At 59.2% G+C, this 25,742-nt stretch carries 26 protein-coding genes; 15 read left to right on the plus strand and 11 right to left on the minus strand.

Annotated features, from left to right (window positions below):
- Positions 1–268: 268 nt before the first annotated feature.
- Complete coding sequence (locus F617_RS0108560; RefSeq protein WP_019565053.1) at positions 269–562, plus strand: hypothetical protein; 294 nt, start codon at positions 269–271, stop codon at positions 560–562.
- Positions 563–622: 60 nt separating this feature from the next.
- On the opposite strand, the gene F617_RS0108565 is transcribed toward F617_RS0108560, so the two are convergent.
- Positions 623–1,663, minus strand: coding sequence for a dipeptidase (locus F617_RS0108565; RefSeq protein WP_003514123.1), 1,041 nt, complete (start codon positions 1,661–1,663; stop codon positions 623–625).
- Positions 1,664–1,898: 235 nt separating this feature from the next.
- Between F617_RS0108565 and F617_RS0108570 the strand changes: the two genes are divergently transcribed.
- The 7 genes from F617_RS0108570 (at position 1,899) to F617_RS0108600 (ending at position 9,593) form a co-directional block, all read left to right on the plus strand.
- Entirely contained in the window at positions 1,899–3,494 is a 1,596-nt protein-coding gene (locus F617_RS0108570; protein ID WP_003514121.1) for an ABC transporter substrate-binding protein, read from the plus strand.
- Positions 3,495–3,496: 2 nt separating this feature from the next.
- On the plus strand, positions 3,497–4,510 hold the full coding sequence (locus tag F617_RS0108575) for an ABC transporter permease (RefSeq protein WP_003514118.1): 1,014 nt from the start codon (positions 3,497–3,499) through the stop codon (positions 4,508–4,510).
- On the plus strand, positions 4,507–5,409 hold the full coding sequence (gene nikC, locus F617_RS0108580) for a nickel transporter permease (protein ID WP_003514116.1): 903 nt from the start codon (positions 4,507–4,509) through the stop codon (positions 5,407–5,409). Before F617_RS0108575 ends, nikC begins: the two co-directional genes overlap by 4 nt.
- 3 nt (positions 5,410–5,412) lie before the next feature.
- Positions 5,413–6,243 (plus strand): ABC transporter ATP-binding protein, encoded by an 831-nt coding sequence (locus tag F617_RS0108585; RefSeq protein ID WP_003503986.1) that lies wholly within the window; start codon positions 5,413–5,415, stop codon positions 6,241–6,243.
- The gene (locus F617_RS0108590; RefSeq protein WP_003514115.1) at positions 6,240–6,980 is read left to right on the plus strand and encodes an ABC transporter ATP-binding protein; all 741 of its coding nucleotides are present in this window, start codon (positions 6,240–6,242) and stop codon (positions 6,978–6,980) included. The genes F617_RS0108585 and F617_RS0108590 overlap by 4 nt, the downstream gene beginning before the upstream one ends.
- Positions 6,981–7,096: 116 nt before the next feature.
- Complete coding sequence (locus F617_RS0108595; protein ID WP_019565055.1) at positions 7,097–8,608, plus strand: serine hydrolase; 1,512 nt, start codon at positions 7,097–7,099, stop codon at positions 8,606–8,608.
- 88 nt (positions 8,609–8,696) lie between these two features.
- Positions 8,697–9,593, plus strand: coding sequence for a LysR substrate-binding domain-containing protein (locus tag F617_RS0108600; RefSeq protein ID WP_019565056.1), 897 nt, complete (start codon positions 8,697–8,699; stop codon positions 9,591–9,593).
- Positions 9,594–9,599: 6 nt separating this feature from the next.
- Here F617_RS0108600 and F617_RS0108605 read toward each other — a convergent pair whose 3' ends face one another.
- From F617_RS0108605 to F617_RS0108645, 9 genes are all read right to left on the minus strand, one after another.
- A complete protein-coding gene (locus tag F617_RS0108605; protein WP_003514109.1) occupies positions 9,600–10,466 on the minus strand; it encodes a D-amino-acid transaminase in 867 nt (288 codons plus the stop codon).
- A gap of 20 nt (positions 10,467–10,486) precedes the next feature.
- Positions 10,487–11,545, minus strand: a complete 1,059-nt coding sequence (locus F617_RS0108610) for a P1 family peptidase (protein WP_019565057.1) — start codon at positions 11,543–11,545, stop codon at positions 10,487–10,489.
- A 143-nt stretch (positions 11,546–11,688) separates the two neighbouring features.
- On the minus strand, positions 11,689–12,651 hold the full coding sequence (locus F617_RS0108615) for a sugar kinase (protein WP_026330743.1): 963 nt from the start codon (positions 12,649–12,651) through the stop codon (positions 11,689–11,691).
- Positions 12,652–12,700: 49 nt separating this feature from the next.
- The gene (locus F617_RS0108620) at positions 12,701–13,759 is read right to left on the minus strand and encodes an ABC transporter ATP-binding protein (RefSeq protein WP_019565059.1); all 1,059 of its coding nucleotides are present in this window, start codon (positions 13,757–13,759) and stop codon (positions 12,701–12,703) included.
- 32 nt (positions 13,760–13,791) lie between these two features.
- On the minus strand, positions 13,792–14,628 hold the full coding sequence (locus tag F617_RS0108625; protein WP_003504003.1) for a carbohydrate ABC transporter permease: 837 nt from the start codon (positions 14,626–14,628) through the stop codon (positions 13,792–13,794).
- Positions 14,628–15,566 (minus strand): carbohydrate ABC transporter permease, encoded by a 939-nt coding sequence (locus F617_RS0108630; RefSeq protein WP_019565060.1) that lies wholly within the window; start codon positions 15,564–15,566, stop codon positions 14,628–14,630. The genes F617_RS0108625 and F617_RS0108630 overlap by 1 nt, the downstream gene beginning before the upstream one ends.
- On the minus strand, positions 15,566–16,897 hold the full coding sequence (locus F617_RS0108635) for an ABC transporter substrate-binding protein (RefSeq protein WP_019565061.1): 1,332 nt from the start codon (positions 16,895–16,897) through the stop codon (positions 15,566–15,568). Before F617_RS0108635 ends, F617_RS0108630 begins: the two co-directional genes overlap by 1 nt.
- A 104-nt stretch (positions 16,898–17,001) precedes the next feature.
- A complete protein-coding gene (locus F617_RS0108640) occupies positions 17,002–17,658 on the minus strand; it encodes a GntR family transcriptional regulator (protein ID WP_003504009.1) in 657 nt (218 codons plus the stop codon).
- Between the two features lie 21 nt (positions 17,659–17,679).
- Positions 17,680–18,564 (minus strand): dihydrodipicolinate synthase family protein, encoded by an 885-nt coding sequence (locus tag F617_RS0108645; RefSeq protein ID WP_003504010.1) that lies wholly within the window; start codon positions 18,562–18,564, stop codon positions 17,680–17,682.
- Between the two features lie 280 nt (positions 18,565–18,844).
- Between F617_RS0108645 and F617_RS0108650 the strand changes: the two genes are divergently transcribed.
- The 7 genes from F617_RS0108650 to rutF all read left to right on the plus strand — a co-directional run bounded on the left by F617_RS0108650 (position 18,845) and on the right by rutF (position 24,128).
- A complete protein-coding gene (locus F617_RS0108650) occupies positions 18,845–19,456 on the plus strand; it encodes a biliverdin-producing heme oxygenase (protein ID WP_003514096.1) in 612 nt (203 codons plus the stop codon).
- A 465-nt stretch (positions 19,457–19,921) separates the two neighbouring features.
- Positions 19,922–21,013, plus strand: a complete 1,092-nt coding sequence (rutA, locus tag F617_RS0108655; RefSeq protein ID WP_003504013.1) for a pyrimidine utilization protein A — start codon at positions 19,922–19,924, stop codon at positions 21,011–21,013.
- Positions 21,010–21,750 carry a pyrimidine utilization protein B gene (gene rutB / locus F617_RS0108660; RefSeq protein WP_019565063.1) on the plus strand — a complete coding sequence of 247 codons (741 nt, stop codon included), beginning with the start codon at positions 21,010–21,012 and terminating at the stop codon, positions 21,748–21,750. The genes rutA and rutB overlap by 4 nt, the downstream gene beginning before the upstream one ends.
- A 26-nt stretch (positions 21,751–21,776) precedes the next feature.
- On the plus strand, positions 21,777–22,163 hold the full coding sequence (gene rutC / locus F617_RS0108665; RefSeq protein WP_003492069.1) for a pyrimidine utilization protein C: 387 nt from the start codon (positions 21,777–21,779) through the stop codon (positions 22,161–22,163).
- Between the two features lie 14 nt (positions 22,164–22,177).
- On the plus strand, positions 22,178–22,969 hold the full coding sequence (gene rutD / locus F617_RS0108670; RefSeq protein ID WP_013636776.1) for a pyrimidine utilization protein D: 792 nt from the start codon (positions 22,178–22,180) through the stop codon (positions 22,967–22,969).
- 17 nt (positions 22,970–22,986) lie between these two features.
- Positions 22,987–23,577 carry a malonic semialdehyde reductase gene (locus F617_RS0108675; RefSeq protein ID WP_019565064.1) on the plus strand — a complete coding sequence of 197 codons (591 nt, stop codon included), beginning with the start codon at positions 22,987–22,989 and terminating at the stop codon, positions 23,575–23,577.
- A 26-nt stretch (positions 23,578–23,603) separates the two neighbouring features.
- Positions 23,604–24,128: an NADH-dependent FMN reductase RutF gene (gene rutF / locus F617_RS0108680; RefSeq protein WP_013636774.1), complete on the plus strand. Its 525-nt coding sequence runs from the start codon at positions 23,604–23,606 to the stop codon at positions 24,126–24,128.
- Positions 24,129–24,303: 175 nt separating this feature from the next.
- On the opposite strand, the gene F617_RS0108685 is transcribed toward rutF, so the two are convergent.
- A complete protein-coding gene (locus F617_RS0108685) occupies positions 24,304–25,737 on the minus strand; it encodes an NAD(P)(+) transhydrogenase (Re/Si-specific) subunit beta (protein ID WP_003514086.1) in 1,434 nt (477 codons plus the stop codon).
- Positions 25,738–25,742: the final 5 nt, after the last annotated feature.

The raw sequence follows: 25,742 nt of genomic DNA on the forward strand, positions 1-25,742 counted from the left end.
TTCCAGCGCCAGTCCCTTGGTTGGCGAACCACAGGATTGTGTCGCTAATTCGTTTCGGTTGAGGAAATTTGCTTAGCAGAAATGCGTGACGTGTCGATGTGAAGTTTGGCGACAAACCAACGAGATTTTCGCCGTTAAAATGAAAAATGCAACCAAAAAGAGCGATGTTCAAATTTTAGATCAAAAACTCCGTGAATTAAACGTTCCGATTGCTTGGAGGCGATGTTTGATGTGATTAAACGCTTCTTTCAATTGAAGGAAATGCAAAATGAACATGCCTACAAGAATAGTAATTTCGCTGATCGCAGCCCTTTTGGTGGGCGGCGCCTACATGGCTTATGACAAGATGCGGGGCGCCGAATGGGTTGTTTCGCCGCAGCAGATCGCTGATGCGAAGGCCGGCGGGCAGGCCGGATATGAATCGCGTCCGGGAACAGTGACCGTTCTGCCGATCCGTAGCGAGACGGCGGATGTACTGCCGATCAAATGGGCCATTGCTGGTCTGGTCGCAGGCCTGCTGGCGTTTCGGTCCACGGGCAAAAAGAAAGCGGCAAAAGCCTGAGGCCTGCCGCTTCATGTCTCCGGCACGGAAGTCCGGGGAGAATGCCAAAGTCGGGGCGCGTTACGCGCCCCACGTTTTCTCCAGCACGCGTACCCAGTTGCCATGGCAGATCTTGGCGAGTGCGGCGTCGTCATAACCGCCGTTGCGCAGGGCTGTGACCAGCAATTGCAGATCGGCCGCATCCTTCATGGCTGCTGGAATGGTGGTGCCGTCGAAATCCGAGCCGAGTGCGACGTGATCGATGCCGATGCGGTTGACGATATAGTCGACATGGCGGACCAGTTCGCCAAGATCTGTAGCCGGGTTCTTCACGCCGTCCTGGCGCAGGAACAGAACGCCGAAATTGATGCCGGCAAGACCGCCTGTGTCGCGGATAGCGTCCAGCTGGCGGTCCGTCAGGTTGCGGCTGTGGTTGCACAGCGCATAGGTGTTGGAATGGGACGCCACCAGTGGTGCGTCCGAAATCTTCGCGATGTCCCAGAAACCCTGCTCGTTCATGTGCGACAGGTCGACCATGATCTTCAGTTCGTTGCAGGTCTTTACCAGCCGTTTTCCGGCATCGGTGAGGCCGGGGCCGATATCCGGTGTCGACGGGAAGCGGAAGGGAACGCCGTAGGCGAAGATGTTCGGGCGGCTCCAGACCGGGCCGAGCGTGCGAAGGCCAGCCTCGTGGAGAACATGCAGCGCATCCAGATCGGCGCCGATCGCTTCTGCGCCCTCGATATGGAAGACGGAGGCAAAGGCGCCCTCTGCCATCGCGCTGCGGATCTCGGCGGCCGTGCGGCAGACTTTCAGCGCACCGCCTGATTGTTTCTCGGCGCGGAACAGCAGGGCCGCCATGCCAAGCGTCGCCTTCAGCGCGTCCGCTTCAGCCGGTGTCGTGAAGTCGCCGTTCGCGTCCTTCTCCATGCTGGGCGAGGGGACGTAGATGGCGCAGAGGCCACCGGCCAACCCGCCCTTCCTGGCGCGCGGCAGGTCGATGTGGCCGACCGTATCACCCTCGATGAGAAGCGTTTCGGGAGAGGTATTGCCCGATCGCCATAACCGCAGAAGCACGTCGTTGTGGCCGTCGAAGACGGGTACGGTTTTTTCATCGGTCATGGTCATTCACCTTTGGATACGGGCGGGGCGCGGGCGCGCGGTCGTCAGACTTTTGAGAATTGGTAGATGAAAGGTCAAGGTCGGAGCAAATGCAATCCGTGCATAGGCTCTGCCAAATTTGGAATTGGTCGCGCCTCGTTTGCTCGTGGTAATCGCGGGAAAACATAAAAAAAATGACTGGATTGGGGCGAACCCATACCGTTTCCGAAAAATAAGGTCCGAAAGGGGATTTTCGATGATTTCAAGACGCAACCTGCTGATTGCCGGCGCTGCCGTACCGTTCCTGTCCTATGCGCACATTCCGGCATTTGCTGCGACGCCCAAGGATATTCTGGTGGTCGCGCAGCAGCTGGACAACATGACGAGCCTTGATCCGCATGAGGGTTTCGAAGCCGTCGGCGGTGAAATCATGTCCAACATGTACCAGAAGCTGGTGCGGGCGAACCGTGAAGATTCCACCAAGGTCGATCCGGTCATCGCGAAGTCCTGGGAAGCCGATGCGGAAAGCAAGGTTTTCACCTTTGTGATCGGTGACGATGCGACCTTCTCGAGCGGTGCGAAAGTGACCGCGGAAGACGTGGCCTTTTCTCTGCAGCGCGCCATCAAGATGAACAAGAGCCCGGCCTTCATCATCGGCCAGTTCGGCTTCACGCCTGACAATGCCGAAACTACCATCGTTGCCGCCGACGAAAAGACGGTGAAGCTGACGACGGCAAAGCCGACCGCAATCTCGTTCCTGCTCTATTGCCTCTCCGCCAATATCGGCGCGATCGTTGAAAAGAAGGCCGTGCTGGCAAATGCCTCGGGCGAAGACCTCGGCAATGGCTGGCTGCAGAAAAACAGCGCCGGTTCCGGCGATTTCATGTTGCAGGCCTGGAAGCCGAGCGAGAGCGTAGCGCTCACCGTCAACCCGAATGGCCCCTACAAGGGTAACATCAAGCGCGTCATCCTGCGCCATGTCACCGATCCGTCTTCCCAGCTTCTGATGTTGCAGAAGGGCGATATCGACATTGCCCGCGACCTGACCTCGGAACAGCTGCGTACCGTCCAGAACGACGCCAACATCGAGTTGCAGCGCAAGAGCATCGCCTCGCTGGTGCTGATCTCGCTTAATCAGGGCAATGAGAACCTTGCCAAGCCACAGGTCTGGCAGGCCATCAAATGGGCGCTGGACTACAAGGGCATGCAGGAAAACATTGTGCCGCTGACGCACAAGGTTCACCAGAGCTTCGAGCCGGAAGGTTTCCCCGGCGCCGTTAACGACACGCCGTACCAGCGCGATGTCGAAAAGGCCAAGGCGCTGATGGCGGAAGCCGGTCTTGCCGACGGTTTCGAAATCACCATGGATCACTATTCCGCCCAGCCTTACCCGGATCTGGCGCAGGCCATCCAGGCAAATCTTGCCGATATCGGCATCAAGGTGCGTCTGCAATCTGCCGAGAACCGTCAGGTTCTGACCAAGATGCGCGGCCGCGAACACCAGATGGCGCTTTCCGCATGGGGCACGGATTATTTCGATCCGCATTCCAATGCCGATGTCTTCAACATCAACAAGGACAATGGCGACGACGCCAAGTCCAAGCCCTTCCTGTGGCGTTCGCGCTTCAAGAACGACGACTTTGCCGCGAAGGCAGAAGCCGCCCGCGACGAGAAGGACCCGGCAAAGCGCATCGAGCTTTATGAAGCGCTGCAGCGCGAGCACATGGAAAACAGCCCCTTCGTCTTCATGTTCCAGACGACGAAGACGGCCGCGTTCCGCAAGGGCGTTTCCGGCTTTGAACTCGGCGTTCTCTCCGAGGGCAATTCCTACCACGATGCTAAGAAAGCGTAACATTGAACAAGCGCGTCAAAAGCATATCGTCGACACTGAGCAGCGTCATTCTGACGCTGTTCGGGTTGATGGTCATCACCTTCCTGATCGGGCGCGTCATGCCTGTCGATCCTGTCATCGCGGCAGTTGGCGACAACGCGCCTGAAGACGTCATTGTGCGGGTTCGGGCCGAAATGGGCCTGGACCAGCCACTGGTCGTTCAGTTTTTCCACTATGTGTCGCAGGTGCTGCACGGTGATTTCGGCAATTCCATCCTGACCCGCAACCCGGTTTGGATCGATATCAAGCGCGTTTTCCCCGCCACCTTCGAGCTTGCTACGGCAGCACTCATTCTCGCTGCGCTGATCGGCATTCCGCTCGGCGTATGGGCCGCCGTGAAGCAGGGCAAGTTGACGGATCAGATCATCCGCGTCGTCTGCCTTGCCGGCCATTCCGTGCCCGTCTTCATGCTGGCGCTGATTTCGCTGCTGGTATTTTACGCCACGCTTGGCGTCGCACCCGGACCGGGCAGGCAGGACATCATCTATGACGGCATGATCTCGCCGGTCACCGGCCTGATGACGGTCGATACGCTGCTTGCCGGCGACTGGGACGCGTTTTACGACGCCATCGCCCATATGGTGCAGCCCGTCTGCATCCTTGCCTATTTCAGCATGGCCTATATCACCCGCATGACACGCGCCTTCATGATCGATGCGCTGAAGGGCGAATATGTCATTACCGCCCGTGCCAAGGGGCTTTCGGCAATGACCGTCATCTGGGGGCACGCCTTCCCGACGGTTGCCGTACAGCTCGTCACGGTTCTCGCACTCACCTATGCCGGCCTTCTGGAAGGTGCCGTGGTGACGGAAACCGTCTTCAGCTGGCCGGGCCTTGGCCAATATCTCACCGTCTCGCTCATGAACGCGGACATGAACCCTGTCGTCGGAGCGACCCTGTTGATCGGCCTGATCTATGTCGGCCTCAACCTGCTCGCAGACGTACTTTACCGAGTAATGGATCCCCGCGTTCGATGATGTTAGCAACTTTCAGAAACTGGGCTCTGGATGAGACGCCGCATTCCCGCAGGCAGGCTGCCTGGGGAAACCGGTACCGCATCTGGCTGAACCTCAAGTCCAATCCGCTGGCGGTGGTCGGTCTCACGATCATCATCGTCTTCATTGCGCTGTCGCTGCTGGCGCCGTTCATCGCGCCTTACGATCCGGCCGCGCAGAACCTCGGCAACCGCCTTGCCTTCCCGAGTGCCGAGCACTGGTTCGGCACGGATGAGCTGGGTCGCGACATTCTTTCGCGCATTCTTTATGGCGGTCGCGTCACGCTCGGCATGGTCATTGCCGTCGTCGTTCTCGTTGCGCCGATCGGTCTCGCCATCGGCTGCATCGCCGGTTATTTCGGCGGTATCGTCGATACGGTGTTGATGCGGGTGACCGATGTGTTCCTGGCCTTCCCGCGCCTCATCCTGGCGCTTGCCTTCGTCGCGGCGCTGAAGCCTGGTGTCGAAAGCGCCATTCTCGCCATTGCGCTCACCGCCTGGCCGCCCTATGCGCGTCTCGCTCGGGCCGAAACCATGACGGTTCGCGGCAGCGATTTCGTTGCGGCCTACCGGCTGACAGGCGCTTCCGCCTGGCGCATCATCGCCCGTCACATCGCGCCGCTCTGCGTGCCGAGCCTCATCGTGCGCATCACGCTCGACATGAGCTCGATCATCATCACCGCCGCAAGCCTCGGCTTCCTCGGCATGGGCGCGCAGCCGCCTTCGCCGGAATGGGGTGCGATGATTGCGACGGCCAAGCGCTTCATCTTCGAACAATGGTGGGTCGCCACCATTCCGGGCATCGCCATCTTCCTCGTCTCGCTCGCCTTCAACTTCCTTGGCGATGGTCTGCGCGATGTGCTCGACCCGAAGGGACATTGAGCCATGCTGGTCGAAATCGAAAATCTGAAGATCGCGTTCCAGACCCGCACCAGCCGCTTCGAGGCGGTGCGCGGTGTTTCCATGAAGCTCGGAACAGAAAAGCTCGGCATCGTCGGTGAATCCGGTTCGGGCAAGAGCCTCACGGCGCGCGCGCTGATGAAGCTTCTGCCCTCCAATGCTGATATCAGGGCCGACAAGCTCTCCTTCGACGGTATCGACGTGCTTTCCGCCAGTGAAAAGCAGATGCGCCAGATCCGAGGAAAACGGGCAGGTTTCATCCTTCAGGATCCGAAATATTCGCTGAACCCGGTCAAGACCATGGGTGCACAGATCGCGGAAGCCTGGCGCGCCCACAAGGGCGGCAGCAAGCGTGCGGCCATGGAGGCGGCAATCGCTCTGCTCGATCAGGTGAAGATCCGCAATCCGCGCCAGGTCGCTTCGTCCTACGCTCACGAGGTTTCCGGCGGCATGGGCCAGCGTGTCATGATCGCCATGATGCTGGCGCCCGATCCCGAGCTTCTGATCGCCGACGAACCGACGAGTGCTCTCGATGCCACGGTGCAGGCGGAAATCCTGCGGCTGATCGAGGAGCTGGTATCGGAACGCGGCATGGGTCTCATCCTCATCAGCCACGACCTGCCGCTTGTCTCGCATTTCTGCGACCGCGTCGCTGTCATGTATTCCGGCCGGGTGATGGAGGAACTGAAGGCTTCCGAACTCCTGAAAGCCCAGCATCCTTACACGCAGGGTCTCTTGAACTGCATTCCCTCGCTGACGCATCCGCGCGAGCGTCTTCCCGTTCTCAACCGTGATGCAGCGTGGTCCAGCCTATGATCGACGTCGAAAATCTCCGTATCAAGTTCGGCGACCGTGAAGTGGTGAAGGGCGTGTCCTTTTCGGTCGAAAAGGGCGGCAGCTTCGGCATCGTTGGCGAAAGCGGCTCGGGCAAGTCCACCATCCTGCGCGCCATGGCTGGCCTTAATGAAAGCTGGGAAGGCCGCATCGCCTTTGCCGGCAAGGATGCGCCGCTGAAGCGCACGCCGGAATTCTTCCGGCAGGTGCAGATGGTGTTTCAGGACCCCTATGGTTCGCTGCATCCGCGCCAGACCATCGACCGTATCCTCAGCGAATTGCCGTTGGTGCACGGCATGGACAATATCGAAAAACGCATCCAGCAGGCGCTATCGGATGTGGCCCTGCCGCAGGCGGTGCGCTTCCGTTACCCGCACCAGCTCTCCGGCGGCCAGCGTCAGCGCGTGGCGATTGCGCGTGCGTTGATTGCCGATCCGCAGGTCCTGCTGCTCGATGAGCCGACTTCGGCGCTCGATGTTTCGGTGCAGGCGGAAATCCTGAACCTGTTGCAGGATCTGCGGGCGGCGCGCAACCTCACCTATATCCTCGTCAGCCACAATCTGGCTGTTATCGCGCATCTGTGCCCTCAGGTGGGCGTGATGCTGAATGGTGAAATGGTCGAGCAGCTGAATGCAGGCGATCTACGCGAAGGCCGCACGAAACACCCGCATACCGAAGAGTTGCGCAGCCTGAGTATCCGGTTGGAAGAGCCGGCTTGAGCCCCCGTCGCACATAGATCGAGCGGATGCTGCTCGCTTCCTCTCCCCACCGGGGAGAAGGTCGCGGCAGCGGTATGAGGCTTCCCACAGGACCCACGAAGATACGAGACCGAACAATGTCACAGCAATTCGACTGGAACGCCGCTTCGACGCTTGCCGAGAGTTTCGTCTCCCAATGGGCCGGCAACGAGCCAGGCGGAGCGGTGATCGGTTTCGATCTAGATGGTATCCGTTTTGCCCATGCGGGTGGGGTTGAGAGCCTTTCGACGTTTGCGCCGTTCACGCCGAAAAGCGTGGTGCGTTACGCTTCCGTCACCAAACATGCCTTCTGTGCCATGGTGCTTGCCCATTCCGATCTGATCGGGCTTGACGATCCGCTCGGAAAGCATCTGCCGGAGCTGCAATCGCCACTCCGCGACGTCACTGTCGGGCAGGCGCTGGATATGAGCGGCGGGTTGCCGGACACGCGCGAATGCCTCTCGCTGCTTGGTCTTTCCGTCTACACCGAAACGAAGGCCGGCCCGCTTCTCGACTATCTGTCGCGGCTGACCCGGCTGAACTTTCCGGCCGGCAGCGAGGTTTCCTATTCGAATACCGGTTATCGTCTGGTCGAGGCGGCGCTGGAGCGCCATGGCTTCCGTTTTGACGATTTCGTGCAGACGCAAATTGCCGGACCGTTCGGTGTTTTCCTGAAGGCGCCGGACGTCTGGAACGATCCGGTGGACGGATTGGTGCCGGGTTACTGGAAGGCTGAGAGCAACTGGCAACTTTCGGCGGCGGGCCTGCATATTTCCGCTTCCGGCAGTCTTGCCGGCAGTGCCGAAGCGCTGACCCGCTGGCTGCAGGGGCTGATGCGGGGAGAGGGCAGCTTTGCCGGCGTTCTGGACGGGCTTTCCACCGAGCGGCGGCTCGCCGATGGACGGATGAGCGAATATGGTCTCGGCCTGCGCTGGTCACATCTCGGCGACAGACGTTTCGTCGGTCATGGCGGTTCGCATCCCGGCTACAAGACGTACTTCCTTCTCGACCCGGAAAACGGCACGGGTTTCGTCGTGGTATCGAACCGCGAGGATACCAACGGCTTCAAGATTGCGCTGGAAAGCATGGCGGCCCTGACCGGTCTGCCTTTACCCAAACCCGCCGCCAGCTTGCCGGAAGGCCTCTATGTCACCGAAAGCGGACCGTGGTGGCTGGAGATCAAGGGCAGTACCTCGACCTTCATCGATGGCGACGACACGCTTTATGAAGATGCCGATGGCTGGGTGTCATCGCGCTCCGCATCCTCTCCGATGCTTCTGAGGCTCGAGGGCGACGCGATCGTCGGCGAGGCAGGCCACGCCGCTCGTCGGTTCCTGCCGGTTGGCGACCATGCGGTGCCCGATGAGCTTTCCGGATCTTGGCGCTCTACCGAAGGGGCGGAATTTACGATTTCCGGTTCGTCGCTGACCATGGGTATCGGTCCCACGCGCCGCTCCATGCCTTTGACGGCGCTCGGCAATGGTCGCTTCCTCTTCACGCTCTCGGACGGGCCGTGGACGAAGCGCATCTGCCTCAATCAATTGAGCGACAGCCGGATAGAGCTTGTGGCGAGCCGGGCGCGAATGATCGAATATTCAAGAAGCCTTTAAGAGGGTTTCAATCAGCTGCTATTGCTCCTAATAAAGACCCTTGTTCCAGCTAAAGGCCGGTTCAACATCTTTGTGGGAGAACAGGCCCTTGGAAGTCAAATGGCTCGAGGATTTCCTGGCGCTGGCCGGAACGCTCAATTTTTCGAAGGCGGCGGAAGAGCGGCATGTGACGCAATCCGCTTTCAGCCGGAGGATCAAGCAGCTGGAAGCCTGGGTGGGCGCGACGCTGGTCGATCGCGCTTCCTATCCCTCACGACTGACCGAGGCCGGGGTGAAGTTCGTTCCGGTGGCGCAGGAAACCCTGAAGCAGCTTTACCACGCCCGTCGCACCCTGTTGCAGGAAGACGGTGAGGATGCCAGAACAGTGCGGCTGACGGCGCTGCACACGCTGTCTTTCACCTTCTTCCCGGACTGGCTGAAACGGGTGAACGAGAAGGCGGGACCGCTGTTTTCGGTTCTGCGGCCTGATTCCGGCAGCATGGAGGAGAACCTCAATTCGCTGGTGGACGGGCAGAGCGATTTCCTTCTGACCTACGCCCACCCCGAAGTGCCGATGCTGCTCGATGCGCAGACCTTCGAATTCCGCATGCTTGGCGCGGAAAACATCATTCCCGTTTCCGCCCCCACAGAGGACGGCGCACCGCTGCACAGCCTGACGGAAAGCGCGAAAAAACCCTTTGCGTATCTGGATTACGAAAAAGCATCGTTCTTCGGGCCGCTGTTGCGCGATCTCCTGAGTGCGCGCCTGCCGAAATTCGAGCGGGTGCATGAGGGCAGCATGTCGGTGGGGCTGAAAGCCATGGCGATGGCGGGATGGGGTGTTGCCTGGGTGCCGGAAAGCCTGATGCGGCACGAGCTGGATAGCGGCGCGCTGGTGCGTGCCGCCGATCACAGTTTCGATATTGCCGTGGATATCCGGCTTTATCGTTCCAAGGAGAACCGCCGTCCCGTTGTCGAGCGCATATGGGCGGTTCTCGAAGATTGATCCTGGTCAGATCGCGGTGCGGTGGGCGTTTTCGAGATAGAGCGCGCGCAGGCGTTTCACCATCGCGCCTGGTTTGCCATCACCCACCGGCTTGCCATCGATCTTCGTCACCGAAACCACGAAGTTGGAGGCGCTGGTCAGGCAGGCTTCGTCTGCGTTCATCGCCTCTTCCAACGTGAAAGGCCGTTCTTCCAGCGTGAAACCGGCCTCCTTGGCCAGTTGCAGGGCGGCAAGGCGGGTGCAGCCGGGAAGGGTCTTGTTGCTGTTGCCGCGGGTGATGATCTTCCTGTCGCCGGTGATGATATAGGCGGTGGAGGATGCGCCTTCGGTGACGAAACCATCCTCGATCATCCAAGCCTCATCGCAGCCTTCAGCCTTGGCGATGCGTTTTGCCATCACTTGCGGCAGCAGGCAGACGGTCTTGATATCACGGCGCGCCCAGCGCTGGTCGGGAACGGATTTGACCGCAATGCCGGCCTCTTCCACGGCGGTGCCGACGAGTTTCTTGGCCTGCGTGAACATCACCAGCGTCGGCTTCAAATCGGCGGAAAACAGGAAGTTGCGGTCTTCCGCGCCGCGCGTCAGTTGCAGGTAGATCATGCCTTCAACGAGGTTGTTGTCGGCAATCAGGCGACGTTCGGCCTCTACGATTTCCTTTGTTGTGACCGGCAGCGGCACGTCGATTTCGCGGGCGCTGCGTTCCAGCCGCGCCATGTGCAGGTCGCTGTCGATCAGCTTGCCTTCGAGAACGGAGGTGACTTCATAAATGCCGTCGCCGAACAGGAAGCCGCGGTCGAAGATGGAAAGGCGGGCTTCCGCCTCGGGCAGGAATTCGCCGTTGAGGTAAACGATGCGACCGGATTGGCTAGTCATGAAAACTCCGTCTGGAAAAGTCAGGCTGAAAGAAGGGTTTTAAGGGTATCGATGCAAATGGCCTCAACCGTTGCGGCCTTGCCGGTTCCAGCGTTGAAGCCTGATGTCGTTGTTGCCGCGCAGAGCGAATTGAGGATCGCCTCCTCGGTTGCCTCTATTGCGGCTTCGAACAGTGGCGAGATCGCATCGTTGGAAAGCTCAGGAAAATCCGCCACGGCCTTGCGGCGTGCGGGTGTTTTGCGAAGCCGCTCGTTGGTCGAAAATGCCAGCGCGTAATCGCCGGAACCATTGCTCAGTGCCGCACCGGTGCGCGAGAGGCCGCCGAAGCTCCTAGCGGCCAAGCGCTTCAAATTGCGCGACGACAGCGGCGCATCGGTTGCGATGATGATGACAATCGAGCCGTCCTTGTCCTTGTGCTCCGGGCTCACATAGGGTTTGCCGCAGACGAGAAGATGGCCGCCATAATTGGACTGCACGAGAACGCCGAGCGTATAGGCCTCCCCCGCGACGGTGACGATGCGGGATGCGGTTCCGATGCCGCCCTTCATGCCGAAAGCCACCGTGCCGGTTCCAGCACCAACGCCACCCTCGGCCACCGGGCCTGTGACAGCGTTTTTCAGCGCGGCCGAAATTTCCTCGACGGTCGGGCGTCCAGCGCGGATGTCGTTGAGGCGGGAATCGTTGGTCTCTCCGACGACCGCATTGATCGACACCACTTTTTCGTTACCCGGCTGCGCCAGTGTGTGGCGGTTGATCGTCTCGATTGCCCGGCCGGTTGCAAGCGTATTGGTGAGGATGACAGGCGTTTCGAGTTCGCCGAGTTCCTCGATCTGGGTCGAGCCTGCAAACTTGCCGAAACCATTATAGACGGCGAAGGCGGCGGGCACCTTGTCCTGAAAAAGATTGCCGCCATGCGGCAGGATCGCGGTTGCGCCGGTGCGGATCGTGTCGCCTTCGATGACGGTCGAATGGCCGATCGTCACGCCTTCGACATCGGTGATGGCATTGAGCGGGCCGGTCTCGAAATGGCCGGGCGGCAAGCCGATATCGCGCAGTCTCGGGCGGGTCGTCTGATGCATCGGGCGATCACTTTTGCGGAATGCAGGCTCAAGGTGGAACAAGCGCGGCTTGCGAAAAGCTTTGCTCTGACTTGACGTTAGCCTAGTTCGCCGGGAAACGGCATCGCAAAAATGGAATAGTTTTATGCGGGCAATGGATGCGCTCAGAAGGCGCGTAGCGCCGGTCCCCGTTCACGCTCCAGCCATTGCCGCATCGCGTCTTCGGTCTCTTCGCGTGTGGGTGCGCCGATGCGGCCACCGAAGACGGTGCATTTCAGGGCAGCGGCAACGGAGGAGAGCCGGATGGCGGCGCGGCTTTCCATGCCTTCGGCAACTGCAAGCGCAAAGGTGCCGTGGAAAATGTCGCCTGCCGCCAGCGTATCCACCGCCTTGACCTGCATCGTTTCCTGAAAATGGACAGTGGGATCGCCAGCTTCCGTCCACCAGCAGCCTGCCGGTCCGGCGGTGACGGCGATGAAGGTTTGCGGGTAGCGGGCGTGCAGCACCGGCAGCATGTCCTCTACCGTCTCAAGCCCCGTCAGCCGGGCGGCGGCGGGTTCGGAAAAAACGATGTGGGTTGCGGCGGGTGCGAGCTTTTCGAGGGTTTCGACCGGCGCGACGTCGCCGTCGAGAATGGCGTGTTTGCCGAGTGCGCGTGCCACATCAAGAACATCGAGCGCCAGTTCCGGCCAGCGCACATCCACCAGCACGGCGTCGTAAGCGGCGAGGTCCGCTGGTGTGCAGGAGCGCTTTTTCTCATGCAGCCTGTGATCATAAAAAGGCACGATCAGCCGCTCGCCGCGATCATCGATAATGATCGTGGAGAGTGCGGAGCGTGCGCCGGCGGCGACTGTCATGCCTGTGGTGTCGATACCGCTTTCGGCGAGATCGCGCAGGATGCGGGTTCCGGTCTCGTCGTCACCCACCGCACCCCAAAGGCTGGCGCGCCCGCCCATGCGGTGCACCGCATAGGCTGCGCTGGATGCCATGCCCTCAGCGATCTGCAACATTTCGTAGGGCAGGACCTTGCCTTCGCCCTTTGGCATGTCATGGACGCGAAACAGGGTGTCGAGCACGGCTGCACCCACGCACAGCACATGTTTGCGGCTCTCGTGTTGGCTGTCCATGCCCGTCACCCTATGTCTTTGTCTTACGCAATTTTACTCGGCATGCGCCTTAGATGCGCTTGCCGGTTGCCTTGTCGAAAAGGTGAACCATTTCCGGGTCGATGGCGATATGGATCGTATCGCCGAACCTCACGTCCAGCCGCTCACGGAACAGGCAGGCAATCTCGTCGCCCTTGCAGTTCAGCTTGGCATAGATTTCCGAGCCTGTGCCTTCGACCAGTTCGACCCGGCCTTCGATACCGCCGCTTGCTGCACGGATATGTTCCGGGCGCACGCCGTAGACGAGGTCGCGGCCGCCCAGTGCGGCAATATCGCTGTTGGCGGGCAGGGGAAGGCTTAAGCCCTTCACGGTGCGGAACACGCCTTCTTCGACGCGTCCACGAATGAAGTTCATCGCAGGCGAACCGATGAAACCGGCAACAAAGAGGTTGGCCGGCCGGTCATAAAGCTCGAGCGGCGCGCCGATCTGCTCGATCACGCCGTCATGCAGCACCACGATCTTGTCGGCCATGGTCATGGCTTCCACTTGGTCGTGCGTGACGTAGATGGTGGTGGTGCCGATGCGCTGGTGCATGGCCTTGATCTCGCCGCGCATCTGCACGCGCAGCTTGGCGTCGAGGTTTGACAGCGGTTCGTCAAACAGGAAGACCTGCGGATCGCGCACCAGCGCGCGTCCCATGGCTACACGCTGGCGCTGGCCGCCGGAAAGCTGGCGCGGATAACGGTCGAGCAGCTTGTCCAGTCCCAGAATGGCGGCAGCCTTGTCGACCTTGGCCTTGGTTTCGTCGGCGCTCACCTTCTTCAGCTTCAGCGCGAAGCCCATATTATCCTTCACCGTCATGTGCGGATAAAGGGCGTAGTTCTGGAAGACCATGGCGATATCGCGGTCGCGGGCGGGCAGGTTGCTGACCTCGCGTGTGCCGATGTGGATTTCGCCGTCGCTGACTTCCTCAAGCCCCGCAATCATGCGCAGCAGGGTGGATTTGCCGCAGCCGGACGGGCCGACCAGCACGACGAATTCGCCATCCTTGATATCGATATCGATGCCGTGGATGATATTGACCGCGCCGAAGCGCTTCTGGACGTTTAGAATATTGACCGGTGCCATGTTTTTGGTTCCCGTATTTTTAATTGGTTGATTCAGCCGCCCTTGACGGCGCCGGCGGTCAGGCCCGCCACGATCTGTTTCTGCGCGAACATGGTGAGCAGCAGCACCGGCAGCGTCACGATCAGCGCGGCTGCGGCAAGCGGTCCCCAGCTCACCTGTTCGAAGGACAGCATGTTGTAGACCGCCACCGGCAGGGTGCGCGTTTCACGGCTGGCCAGCACGATGCCGAAGACGAAGTTGTTCCACGAGAAGATGACCGCCAGAATGAAGGAGACGACGATGCCGGGCTTGGCAATCGGCAGCGCCACCAGCCGGAACACCTGCCAGGAGGATGCGCCATCGATGCTTGCCGCTTCTTCCAGTTCCTTCGGCGTGGTTTCGAAATAACCGATCATGATCCAGACCACGATCGGAACCGTCACCACGAGATGGATGATGATCTGCGGCCAGAGCGTGCCGAGCAGGTTCAGCCATTGGAACAGCAGGAATAGCGGAATGAGGAAGGAGAGGCCGGGCGTCATACGGGCGATCATGATGACGACAGCCGACTTTTCCGCCTTCAGCCGGGCGATGCCGTAACCGGCAGGCACGCCGATCACCAGCGCCAGAATGGTGGCCGCACCGGTGACGAGCACCGAATTCCAGAAATAGAGGAAGAAATTATTCTCCTCGAACACCTTCACATAGTTCGACCATGCGAAACGCTCGGGGATGAGGATCGGCGGATAGGCGCCGTTGTCGATTTCATATTTCAGCGATAGCGAAATCATCCAGATGAAGAACAGGATGACAGGCGAAATCATCACCAGCGCCACGAAAAACAGGCCGATGCGGTCGAGGTTTTTACGTTTGAGCAATTGGCGAGCCATCAGCGATCCTCCATCTCGTTCCATTGCGCACGCTGGCGCACCATCAAAAGCACAAAGGACAGCGCCACGATGATGATGAAGAAGACGACGGCCATGGCCGAGCCGTAACCGATGTCGTAGTAGGAAAACGCCGTGTTGTAGAGGTAGATGTTGATGGTTTCCGAGGCCGTTCCAGGGCCGCCCTGCGTCATCGCGTAGATGATGTCGAAGCTTTTGACGGCATCGATGGAGCGGATGATGACGGCGATCATCAGGAACGGCGCGATCATCGGCATGGTCAGGTAACGAAACTTCTGCCAGGCGTTGGCACCGTCGATTTCGGCGCTTTCATAGGGTTCGCGGGGTACTGCAGCCAGCCCGCCGAGCACGATCAGCATGACGAGCGGCGTCCATTGCCAGGTTTCCACCAGCACCAGCGAGGGGATGACTGTGGACTGGTTGTAGATCCATTCCAGCGGTCCGATATGGATGAAGGACAAGAGATAGTTCAGAACGCCGAGCTGCGGGTGGAACATCATGGTCCAGACGAGCGCGATGGCGACCGGGGTCGCCATCATCGGCATCACGAACACGCCGCGCAGAAAACCGCGCAGCGGAAACTGCGCATCGAAAACCAGCGCCGCCAATGTTCCCAGAAACAGCGGAGCGACGACCGACAGCACGGTATAGATGAGGGTGTGCCAGAGCGATTCCCAGAACCTCACGTCGCTTGCGAGCCTTATATAGTTATCGAAACCGATAAAGCTCTGCTCCTGTCCGAGCGTCCAGCGATGCACGCTCATCCACAGGGTGAAGACCCACGGAAAAACGATCACCGCCGAGATGACGACAAGTGCCGGTATAACGAAAGGCCAGTAGTTGGGAGCAAGCCTTGCGGGCCTGCTCCTTTCTTTCCGGCTGACGCCTGTTTTGGTGTTTTCGATGCTCACGGAGGCCATTATCCCTCGCTACGCGCCAGAACGGGTGCGAACTGTTCCGTCGCTTTTTTCAGCTCAGCTGCCGGGTCGGCGCCGCCGATCATGTTGGTGAGGCCGACGCCGTAGATGTCGCGGAATTCCGTGACTGGAATGATGACCGGCAGGGCAAGCTGCGAGACCTTGCCGGAACCGACGACCGCATCCAGCCAGGCGGCCGGCATCTTCACGCCCTCACGCACCTTCTGGTCTTCCAGGATGGACTGGCGGAACGGAACGCCTGCACCCGCCTGCAACAGGCGCGCGCCCATGTCGTGCGAAATCGCCCATTGGCAGAAGAGGTAGGCCGCTTCCTTCTTGCTGCTGGCTTCGACGACACCGAGGCCATCGCCGAAGGTGCCGGCCGCCTGTACTGCCGGGCCCTTCGGCATGACACCGTAACCGACCTTGCCGACAACGCGGGATTTTTCCGGGTTTTCGATCGGCGGTGCAAAACCGACGCCATCGAACCACATGCCGATCTTGCCCTGAAGGAAGGCAGACTGCGCTTCGGCCCAGTTGAAGCCGGAAACGCCGGGAGGGGCGGCTTTGGTCATCAAGCGTTGATAGAGTTTCGCGGCCTCGACCGCTTCCTTGGATTCGGTGTCGACCTTTCCGTCCGCGCCGATCGGCTTTGCGCCGTAACCCAGCATCAACGAAGTCCAGACCGGGGTGTTGGCGTTCTTCAGGCCGCGGGCGACGAAACCGTAGGTGTTGGTTGCGGGATCGGTGATCTTTTCCGCTGCCGTCACCAGTTCCTCGAAGGTCTCAGGGTATTTCAGGCCCTTGGCTTCGAAGAGTTCCTTGTTCCAGTAGACGATCCAGTAATCCACCGAGAATGGCAGCGAGCGCAGCACGCCGTCGCTATCCTTGGCAAACAGCATGCCGGCTTCGGCAAAATCCTTTTCGACGAGGGACGGATCGGTCAGCGACGGGTCCTTCAGGAAGCCGCTGATATCGGCCAGCCACTTGCCCTTTTCGAACTGTCGCTTCTGCACGTGGTAGCTCAGATGCACAACGTCGAAGCTTGGCTTGCCGGAGGAAAGCTCGATTACCACCTTCTGGCGCTGCTGCTGTTCAGGCGTTGCTTCGGCATTGACCTTGATGCCGGTCAGTTCCTCGAATTCGCCCAGATATTTGATCAGCGTTTCGCTGCGCGGGCTTTTAACCAGGTTGACTTCAAGCGTGGTGCCGGCGTGTTTTTTCCAGTTCACCGCCGCCGATGCGGAGCGGATGCCGAGCACCGCGCTGCCACCGATCGCTGCCGTGCCTGCCAGAAAGGCGCGACGCGTGGGGTTGAGCAATGAATGCGTCATGTCAGTTCTCCTCCAGTTAGCCGGAAATTCTCCTCACCTCCGGCTTGTTGCTTATTTTCATGCAATTCCGGCCAGGACCTTTCTTCTGCCCTACCGGAATTGCCCTATACTGCCAGCGCCCTGTCCCTTGCGTTGCGGATATGGGCGGTCAGCCGCTCCACGGCGTCTTCGACGGATCGCTTCTCAATGGCTTCGAGAATGGCGAGGTGTTCTTTCATCACCGATTTGACATGGCCTGCGATGCGAAAGCGCTCCTGATTGATGAGGCGCATCTTGATGGAATTGACCCTGTAGGCGTTCGAGATGATCGAATTGCCGAGACTATCGATGAAGGCGTCGTGCATGCCCCAGTCCACCTGCTGCGCGTGCTGGTCCAGCTCCGGCGATTCCCCACCGTTTTCCGTCGCCTCGACGATATCGCGGTGCTGTTTCAACAGCTTGGCGATGGTCTCGTCCGAGGCCGAACGCGTAAAGAGCGCCACGGCCTCCTTCTCGAGAAAGATCCGGAACTGGAACGCCTCGCGGATGAGGTTGATGTCGATATGGGCGACCTGCAATCCCCGCTGCGGCACAGTCTTGATCAGACCTTCCGCCTCAAGCCGTGGAATTGCTTCCCGGATCGCGCCCAGCGGCAGACCCGTCAATTCCACGAGGCGGCGTTGCGAGATGAATTGCCCAGGGCGAACGTCGCGCGAGAGAAGGTGATGCGTAAAGCTTTCATACGCCCGTTCCCGCAATGTCTGTTCGCCGGTATCGTCCATGCTCAACCTTTCAAGGTCTGTTCAGGCGGCCTGTTTGCGAAACAGCGCGTCGAAAGCGCCTTCGATCTGCCGCCGGCCCTCCGGTGAAATGGCAACGAGCGGCGCGCGCACGTCAGACCAGATATTTTCCCCTGTCGTGTGTGATACCAGCACCTTGACGGCGGGCGTAACCGGAAATTTCAGAAGTTCCACAACAAGATCGACGATGCGCGCATCGTCCTTGCCGTCAACGGCCATGGCGCGGACTTCCTGCGTCAGGAAATTGGCAACGCCGGAGATGGCTCCCTGACCGCCCAGGCGAACGCCCTTGGCCAGATCACGCTCATCGCCGATCAGAATGGCGAGATCGCCGTGTTCTTTCAGCAGGCGCTCTGTGTGGCTCCAGTTGCCTGAGGAGTCCTTCACGCCGGTGACGATGCCCGGAAACGCTTGTCTCAGCCGCCCCACCAGTTCGACCGACAATGTTACCATGGTTACGGAAGGGATGTTATAGACGAGAATGTCGCGCGCGCCCTTGCCGATCTTTTCGAAAACCGCCGAGAACCAGGCAAACAGGCCGTCATCGCTGACATTCTTGAAATAGGATGGTGGGGCGAGAAGAATATTGCGGGCACCTGCGTTCAGGGCCTCGGCGGACTGGTCGGCTGCATCCTCGATGGAATCCACGAGAACGCCGGTGACCAGACGGGAAGGCGCAATGCCTGCCTCAATGAAGCGGGAGAGAATGACCTGCCGTTCGCGGCTGCCGACGGAGCATCCCTCGCCGGTGGTGCCGAAGAGTGTCACGCTGTCGCAACCATTTGCAAGGCAACGGCGGGCATGCGCGATCATGGCGTCTGTATCGACGGTTCCGTCAGTTTTGAAAGGGGTCGTCAGTGCTGCCGAAAGGCCGAATTTCTGGGTCAATTAAGATGCTCCTCCAAGATGGCTGCAGATTGATGGCACACTGACATGTTAGTTGTAAAGCGGTAATTACAGAATGATTGTTCGGTAGGCTGGAACGGGGGGAATTGGCTTCTAAAGCTGCCTCAGGATCTTTGTTGCGCCCGGTGGGGCATGGAATGTTTACACCGGTTTACGCGAATGCCATTTTTTAGCGATGCACAGGAAAAATGCTAAAATAAATTTGACTGTTTAAGTAAAGATTTTTATCAGGCAATCTGAATATGGGATAAAGGGAAGCGTCATGACCATTGTGGAGCCATCAGCGCCTGTGGAAGAGATCGAGCAGAGCCGCGTGAAGCGCCTGAGGGCTGCCACGCGTGGCGCGCATGGTGGTCTCGATACCTTCATCATGGCAGCGAAGCCGTTCGAGAGCCGGGAGAACTTCGGCAAATTCGTGGAAACGCAATATCTTTTCCATCGCGACCTCGATGCGTTTTTCTCCAATGAAACGCTTGATGGCCTGCTGCCTGATCTTAAGGGTCGTCGCCGTCTCTCCATGATAGAGCAGGACCTTGCCGATCTGGGACACGCCATTCCTGAAACAAACGAGCCGCGCTTTACCAGCGAAACGCCGTTCGATCTACCTGAGGCCATGGGCTGGCTTTATGTGGTCGAAGGCTCGAACCTCGGCGCGGCTTTCCTTCTTAAAGATGCAGCCAAGCTTGGCCTCACCGAAGAATTCGGCGCGCGCCATCTGGCCGGCGCTCCGGAAGGGCGCGGCCTGCATTGGCGTACCTTTACGGCCGCGCTCGATGAAATTTCGCTGACCATCGAAGAAGAGGAGCGGGTCGTCGCCGGCGCCGAAGCCGCCTTCAGGGCCGTGCATGCCTACGCGCAGCAACGCCTCGGTTGAAGTTTTGGCATAGCTTGTCGCTGGTTGTCTTTACAGCGCTTGAAATGCCTCGTTGCACACTCGTGCTGACCCCGTCTTAGCATCCTCACGCCGTCACCCCGGGCTTGGTCCGGGGTCTATTGCGATCAAGTGTTTGATCGCGCGGGGCTCTATTGGCGGCGCGGACGGGCCGCGGCTGGATACAGGATCAAGTCCGGCGTGACGGAGGAGTGGTTTTCCGCTGTCGTGCAATGCTTCAGAACCATTGTGAGAGCCACTCGTTTCCCGCACATTGCGTTCGATATTTGCCGAATAAACAGGCATATTAATTTACCAAATGATAAAATTTTTATCTTTTGGTAAAAAGAAATTCGCCTCCAAAAAATTATCCAATTGATAAAATTATTTTTTTTCGTCTGGCACGGAACCTGCTACTCTTTCTTCAAATCAGGAAAACGCCTGATGCCAAAAAAAGGGAACAGCAAGATGGAAGTTGGTGTTTTTATACCGATCGGGAATAATGGGTGGCTCCTTTCCGAGAACGCGCCGCAATACAAGCCAAGCTTCGACCTGAACAAGGAAATCACGCTGAAGGCGGAAAAGTACGGCTTCGATTTCGCGCTGTCGATGATCAAGCTGCGCGGCTTTGGCGGCAAGACCGAGTTCTGGGATTATAATCTGGAATCCTTCACCCTAATGGCGGGCCTCGCCGCCGTGACCTCCAAGATCAAGCTGTTCGGCACCGCCGCCACGCTTGTCATGCCGCCGGCCATCGTTGCGCGCATGGCGACGACGATCGATTCCATTTCCGGCGGGCGTTTCGGCATCAACCTTATTACCGGCTGGCAGCGTCCTGAATACAGCCAGATGGGGCTATGGCCGGGCGACGATTATTTCGGTGATCGCTATGAATATCTCGGCGAATATACCTCCGTGCTGAAGGAACTACTGACGGAAGGGCAGTCGGACTTCAAGGGCAAGTTCTTCCAGATGGATGATTGCCGCATGAAGCCGGTGCCGCAGGGGGATGTGAAGCTCATCTGCGCTGGTTCCTCCAATTCCGGCATGGCGTTCTCTGCCAAATTCGCCGATTACAGCTTCTGCTTCGGCGTCGGCGTCAATACGCCAAAGGCTTTTGCACCCACCAATGAGCGACTTCTGGCGGCAACCGAAAAGTCTGGTCGCGAGGTTAAATCCGTCGTGCTGACCATGATCCTCGCGGAAGAAAAATCCGAGGATGCCTGGGCGAAGTGGGAGCATTACAAGGCGGGCGCGGATGAAGACGCGATCAAGTGGCTCGGCCTGCAGAGTTCTGTCGACACCAAGTCCGGCTCCGACACCAATGTCCGGCACATGTCCAATCCCGTCTCGGCCGTCAACATCAACATGGGAACGCTGATTGGCTCCTATGAGGAAGTAGCGGCGATGCTGGATGAAATGAGCGAAGTGCCGGGAACGGGTGGCGTGATGCTGACCTTTGACGATTTTCTCGAAGGCGTCGAAAAATTCGGCAAATATGTACAGCCGCTGATGAAGAGCCGCCAGCATGTGCTGGCCGAACTGGAGGCAGCGGAATGAGTGAAGCCGTCGTGGCGGGTTACAAGGGGCCGGAAAGCCGTTCGGAAAGTGTCACACTTCCCGCAAGGCCGGAGCCGATTACCCTCAAGCCCAGCGAGACCGCCGTTGTCGTGGTCGACATGCAGAACGCCTATTCGACCGAGGGCGGTTATGTCGATCTTGCCGGGTTCGATATTTCCGGCGCCAAGGGCACCATCGCCAACATCAAGAAGACGCTGGATACAGCGCGGGCGGCAGGTGTTCAGGTCATCTATTTCCAGAATGGCTGGGACAAGGATTATGTCGAGGCCGGTGGGCCGGGTTCGCCCAACTGGCACAAGTCCAACGCGCTGAAAACAATGCGCAAAAGGCCTGAATTGCAGGGCCAGCTGTTGGCCAAGGGCACATGGGATTACGCCATTGTCGACGAGCTGCAGCCGCAGCCCGGCGACATTCTGGTGCCGAAGACGCGTTACAGCGGTTTCTTTAACACCAATATGGACAGCGTCCTGCGTGCCCGCGGCATCCGCAATCTGGTGTTCGTCGGCATCGCCACCAATGTCTGCGTCGAAAGCTCGCTGCGCGACGCTTTCCATCTCGAATATTTCGGGGTGATGCTGGAGGATGCCACGCATCATCTGGGCCCGGACTACATCCAGCAGGCGACGGTCTATAATGTCGAGAAATTTTTCGGCTGGGTGGCGACCGTCAATGATTTCTGCGGCGTCATCTCGCAGGCCGCACCCGTCAGGGATTGATCCCCAAACACAAAGAGGAGAATGAAATGCCGAAGAAGATCGTCGTGCCTGCCGGTACAAGCAAACCCATCGCCCCTTTTTCGCCGGGAACCCTTGCCGATGGCGTGGTTTACGTTTCCGGTACGCTGCCGTTCGACAAGGACAATAATGTCGTGCATGTGGGCGATGCCAGCGCCCAGACACGCCATGTTCTGGAAACCATCAAATCCGTTATTGAGACCGCCGGCGGCACGATGGAGGACGTGACGATGAACCACATCTTCATCACCGACTGGGCAAATTACCAGGCCGTGAACACGGTCTATGCCGAATATTTCCCCGGCGACAAGCCCGCGCGTTATTGCATCCAGTGCGGCCTCGTAAAGCCTGACGCGCTGGTGGAAATCGCCACCGTCGCACATATCGGCAAGTAAGGCGAAACGGCAAAATGATGCATTTCGAGGTTCATGGCCGGGCCGAGCCTGAGGCGCCCACTATCCTGCTGTCATCGGGGCTGGGTGGATCGGGCGCCTATTGGGCGCCGCAGATCGAGGCCCTTTCCAGCCATTTCCGGATCGTTACCTATGACCATCGCGGAACTGGCCGGACCGGCGGCGAGGTGCCGGCAGATGGCGGCATATCGGCGATGGCCGATGATGTGCTTGAGATCGTCTCGGCGCTGAACCTCGAAAAATTTCACTTCATGGGCCATGCGCTTGGCGGTCTGATCGGACTCGATATCGCGCTTCGCAAGCCCGGCCTCATCGAAAGGCTTGTTCTTATCAATGCCTGGAGCAAGGCCGATCCGCATTCCGGGCGCTGCTTCGATGTGCGGATCGAGCTTCTGGAAAAATCCGGTGTCGAGGCTTTCGTGAAAGCCCAGCCGCTGTTTCTTTATCCGGCGGCCTGGATGTCAGAGCATCAGGAGCGGCTGGCACGTGACGATGCGCATGGCGTCGCGCATTTTCAGGGCAGGGCGAATGTGCTTCGGCGCATCGCGGCGCTCCGGGCCTTTGATGTCGACGCGCGCCTCGGCGAGATCGGCAATCCGGTTCTGGTAGTGGCAACCAAGGACGATCTTCTGGTGCCCTATACCCGGTCGCTGCGTCTTGCGGAAGGTTTGCCGCAAAGCGAGCTTTGCCTTCTCGATTTCGGAGCGCATGCGGTCAATATCACCGATTCTGACCTTTTCAACGCGCGGCTTTTGCAGTTTCTGCTACCGGCAACACAAACATTCTGACGGGATTTGAGAGTAAAATGACGAGAGCATTGGACGACGCTGCATTGGCAACACTTTTCACCGAGGCACGCACCCACAATGGCTGGATGGACAAGCCGATCGGGGATGAGACGCTGACAGCGCTTTATGACCTGACGAAGATGGGGCCGACCTCGGCCAATTGCTCGCCGGCGCGTTTCGTTTTCGTGCGCAGCCCGGAAGCCAAGGAAAAATTGAGGCCGGCGCTTTCTTCGGGCAATCTGGAAAAGACCATGGCAGCACCCGTCACGGTCATCGCTGCCATCGACAGCGAATTTTACGAGAAGCTGCCGGTGCTGTTTCCCCATGCCGATGCGCGTTCCTGGTTCACCTCCAGTGCGGCGATGGCCGAGGAAACGGCATTCCGCAATGCCACGCTGCAAGCCGGTTATCTCATTCTTGCCGCCCGCGCGCTCGGGCTTGATACCGGAGCCATGTCCGGTTTCGACAAGGGCAAGGTGGATGCCGCATTTTTTGCGGGTACGACGTGGAAATCCAATTTCCTCATCAATCTTGGTTACGGCGATCCGTCGAAGCTGTTCGGCCGCCTGCCGCGACTTGCGTTCGAAGACGCCTGTGTTCTGGCTTGAGGGCCTGTTAAGGAAGGATGGTTTAGATGCGGATGATGTCTCTTGAAAAGGAAGCGGAAATGGAGACGAAGACTGCACAGGAACGCAGCCTCGATTATAGAAATGCCATGGCGCGGCTCGGTGCGGCAGTCAACATCGTCACCACGGACGGTGCGGCAGGCCGTGCGGGATTTGCAGCGACGGCCGTTTGCAGCGTTTCCGACAATCCGCCCACGCTTCTCGTCTGCCTCAACCGCGGCTCTTCCGCTTATAATGTGGTGAAGGGCAATGGCGTCATCTGCGTCAACACGCTTGCTTCCAAGCACGAGGTGCTGAGCACCCTGTTCGGCGGCAAGACACCGGCGGAAGAACGTTTCGCTGCCGGAAGCTGGGGCGTGCTCGAAACCGGCGCGCCTGTTCTGGAAGACGCACTGGTCTCCTTCGATTGCCGCATTCGCGAGGCACATGATGGCGGCACGCACGATATCCTGATCTGCGATGTCGTCGATATGAAGATCAATGAGGGCGACGAAGCACTGATGTATTTCAACCGGCGTTACCGGGTGCTTTGAGAGCGGTCTCTGCGGCCGGTTGATACCCTTAACTCACGATCAGCTATTTGCGCGCCGTCATCCTCGGGCTTGTCCCCAGGATCTGCAACCGGGACAAGCCCGAGGATGACGGCGGAGCTTTCTTTTAACGTCAGTAAGAAGGGCGTTTCCGGTCTCCCGGAAACGCCCTTTTTCATTACTTGATCAGCGGCAAAAGATCGTTGATCGACTTCTTCGCATCGCCGTAGAACATGCGGGTGTTGTCCTTGTAGAACAGCGGGTTCTCGATGCCGGAATAGCCCGTGCCCTGGCCGCGCTTGGAAACGATGACCAGCTTGGATTTCCATACTTCCAGAACCGGCATGCCGGCGATGGGCGAGTTGGGATCGTCCTGTGCCGCCGGGTTGACGATGTCGTTGGAGCCGATGACGATGACGACGTCGGTATTGGGGAAATCGTCGTTGATCTCGTCCATTTCCAGCACGATGTCGTAGGGCACCTTTGCTTCGGCGAGCAGCACGTTCATGTGACCGGGAAGGCGACCCGCAACCGGGTGGATGGCGAAACGCACGGTCTTGCCGTCGGCGCGCAGCTTGCGGGTCAGTTCGGAAACGGCCTGTTGCGCCTGTGCCACCGCCATGCCGTAACCGGGCACGATGATGACGCTGTCAGCGTCGTTCAGCGCTGATGCCACGCCTTCGGCATCTATTGCCACCTGCTCGCCCTCGATTTCCATCGCCGGACCCGTCGTGCCGCCGAAGCCGCCGAGGATGACCGAGATGAAGGAGCGGTTCATGGCCTTGCACATGATGTAGGACAGGATCGCACCCGAGGAGCCGACAAGCGCACCGGTAACGATCAGGAGATCGTTGCCGAGCGTGAAGCCGATGGCGGCCGCCGCCCAGCCGGAATAGCTGTTCAGCATCGAGACGACGACAGGCATGTCTGCGCCGCCGATACCCATAATCAGGTGATAGCCGATGAAGAAGGCGGCAAGCGTCATCAGCACCAGCGTCCATGCGCCAGCACCGTTGCAATACATGATGAGCAGGACGAGCGACAGGATCGCGGCACCGGCATTGAGGACGTGTCCGCCCGGAAGCTTCTTCGCCTTGCCGTCCACCTTGCCGGCAAGCTTGCCGAAGGCGACGACGGAACCGGTGAAGGTGACGGCGCCGATGAAGACGCCGAGGAAGACCTCGACCTTCATGATTGCCAGTTCTACCGGCGTCTTGTGGGCGAGGAGGGCGGAAAAGCCTGTCAACAGGGAACGCGCCGTCTCATCGAGCGAGGCGACGTGCGCTTCCTCGATATGGGCGTTGAAGCCGATGAAGACGGCGGCCAGACCGACAAAGGAGTGAAGTGCTGCAACAAGCTGCGGCATCTCGGTCATCTGCACGCGGTTTGCGACGAAGTAGCCGAGAACGGCGCCACCCGCCAGCATCAGAAGTACGATGAACCAGTTGCCGACATCAGGTCCGAAGACCGTGGCGACAATGGCAAGACCCATGCCTGTTATGCCGTACCAGACGGCGCGCTTGGCGCTTTCCTGCCCGGAAAGACCACCGAGGGAGAGGATGAATAGAACGGCTGCGGCAACATAGGCCGCGGAAACGATACCAATGGTCATTATGT

The sequence above is a fragment of the Agrobacterium sp. 10MFCol1.1 genome, assembly GCF_000381165.1.
Classification (GTDB): domain Bacteria; phylum Pseudomonadota; class Alphaproteobacteria; order Rhizobiales; family Rhizobiaceae; genus Agrobacterium; species Agrobacterium tumefaciens.

Excerpts from the sequence above, each read along its gene's own strand:
- F617_RS0108560 (WP_019565053.1), top strand. The coding sequence starts at position 269 with ATGAACATGCCTACAAGAATAGTAATTTCGCTGATCGCAGCCCTTTTG.
- F617_RS0108565 (WP_003514123.1), bottom strand. The coding sequence starts at position 1,663 with ATGACCGATGAAAAAACCGTACCCGTCTTCGACGGCCACAACGACGTG.
- F617_RS0108570 (WP_003514121.1), top strand. The coding sequence starts at position 1,899 with ATGATTTCAAGACGCAACCTGCTGATTGCCGGCGCTGCCGTACCGTTC.
- nikC (WP_003514116.1), top strand. The coding sequence starts at position 4,507 with ATGATGTTAGCAACTTTCAGAAACTGGGCTCTGGATGAGACGCCGCAT.
- F617_RS0108585 (WP_003503986.1), top strand. The coding sequence starts at position 5,413 with ATGCTGGTCGAAATCGAAAATCTGAAGATCGCGTTCCAGACCCGCACC.
- F617_RS0108590 (WP_003514115.1), top strand. The coding sequence starts at position 6,240 with ATGATCGACGTCGAAAATCTCCGTATCAAGTTCGGCGACCGTGAAGTG.
- F617_RS0108595 (WP_019565055.1), top strand. The coding sequence starts at position 7,097 with ATGTCACAGCAATTCGACTGGAACGCCGCTTCGACGCTTGCCGAGAGT.
- F617_RS0108605 (WP_003514109.1), bottom strand. The coding sequence starts at position 10,466 with ATGACTAGCCAATCCGGTCGCATCGTTTACCTCAACGGCGAATTCCTG.
- F617_RS0108610 (WP_019565057.1), bottom strand. The coding sequence starts at position 11,545 with ATGCATCAGACGACCCGCCCGAGACTGCGCGATATCGGCTTGCCGCCC.
- F617_RS0108615 (WP_026330743.1), bottom strand. The coding sequence starts at position 12,651 with ATGGACAGCCAACACGAGAGCCGCAAACATGTGCTGTGCGTGGGTGCA.
- F617_RS0108620 (WP_019565059.1), bottom strand. The coding sequence starts at position 13,759 with ATGGCACCGGTCAATATTCTAAACGTCCAGAAGCGCTTCGGCGCGGTC.
- F617_RS0108625 (WP_003504003.1), bottom strand. The coding sequence starts at position 14,628 with ATGGCTCGCCAATTGCTCAAACGTAAAAACCTCGACCGCATCGGCCTG.
- F617_RS0108630 (WP_019565060.1), bottom strand. The coding sequence starts at position 15,566 with ATGGCCTCCGTGAGCATCGAAAACACCAAAACAGGCGTCAGCCGGAAA.
- F617_RS0108635 (WP_019565061.1), bottom strand. The coding sequence starts at position 16,897 with ATGACGCATTCATTGCTCAACCCCACGCGTCGCGCCTTTCTGGCAGGC.
- F617_RS0108640 (WP_003504009.1), bottom strand. The coding sequence starts at position 17,658 with ATGGACGATACCGGCGAACAGACATTGCGGGAACGGGCGTATGAAAGC.
- F617_RS0108650 (WP_003514096.1), top strand. The coding sequence starts at position 18,845 with ATGACCATTGTGGAGCCATCAGCGCCTGTGGAAGAGATCGAGCAGAGC.
- rutA (WP_003504013.1), top strand. The coding sequence starts at position 19,922 with ATGGAAGTTGGTGTTTTTATACCGATCGGGAATAATGGGTGGCTCCTT.
- rutB (WP_019565063.1), top strand. The coding sequence starts at position 21,010 with ATGAGTGAAGCCGTCGTGGCGGGTTACAAGGGGCCGGAAAGCCGTTCG.
- rutC (WP_003492069.1), top strand. The coding sequence starts at position 21,777 with ATGCCGAAGAAGATCGTCGTGCCTGCCGGTACAAGCAAACCCATCGCC.
- rutD (WP_013636776.1), top strand. The coding sequence starts at position 22,178 with ATGATGCATTTCGAGGTTCATGGCCGGGCCGAGCCTGAGGCGCCCACT.
- F617_RS0108675 (WP_019565064.1), top strand. The coding sequence starts at position 22,987 with ATGACGAGAGCATTGGACGACGCTGCATTGGCAACACTTTTCACCGAG.
- rutF (WP_013636774.1), top strand. The coding sequence starts at position 23,604 with ATGCGGATGATGTCTCTTGAAAAGGAAGCGGAAATGGAGACGAAGACT.
- F617_RS0108685 (WP_003514086.1), bottom strand. The coding sequence starts at position 25,737 with ATGACCATTGGTATCGTTTCCGCGGCCTATGTTGCCGCAGCCGTTCTA.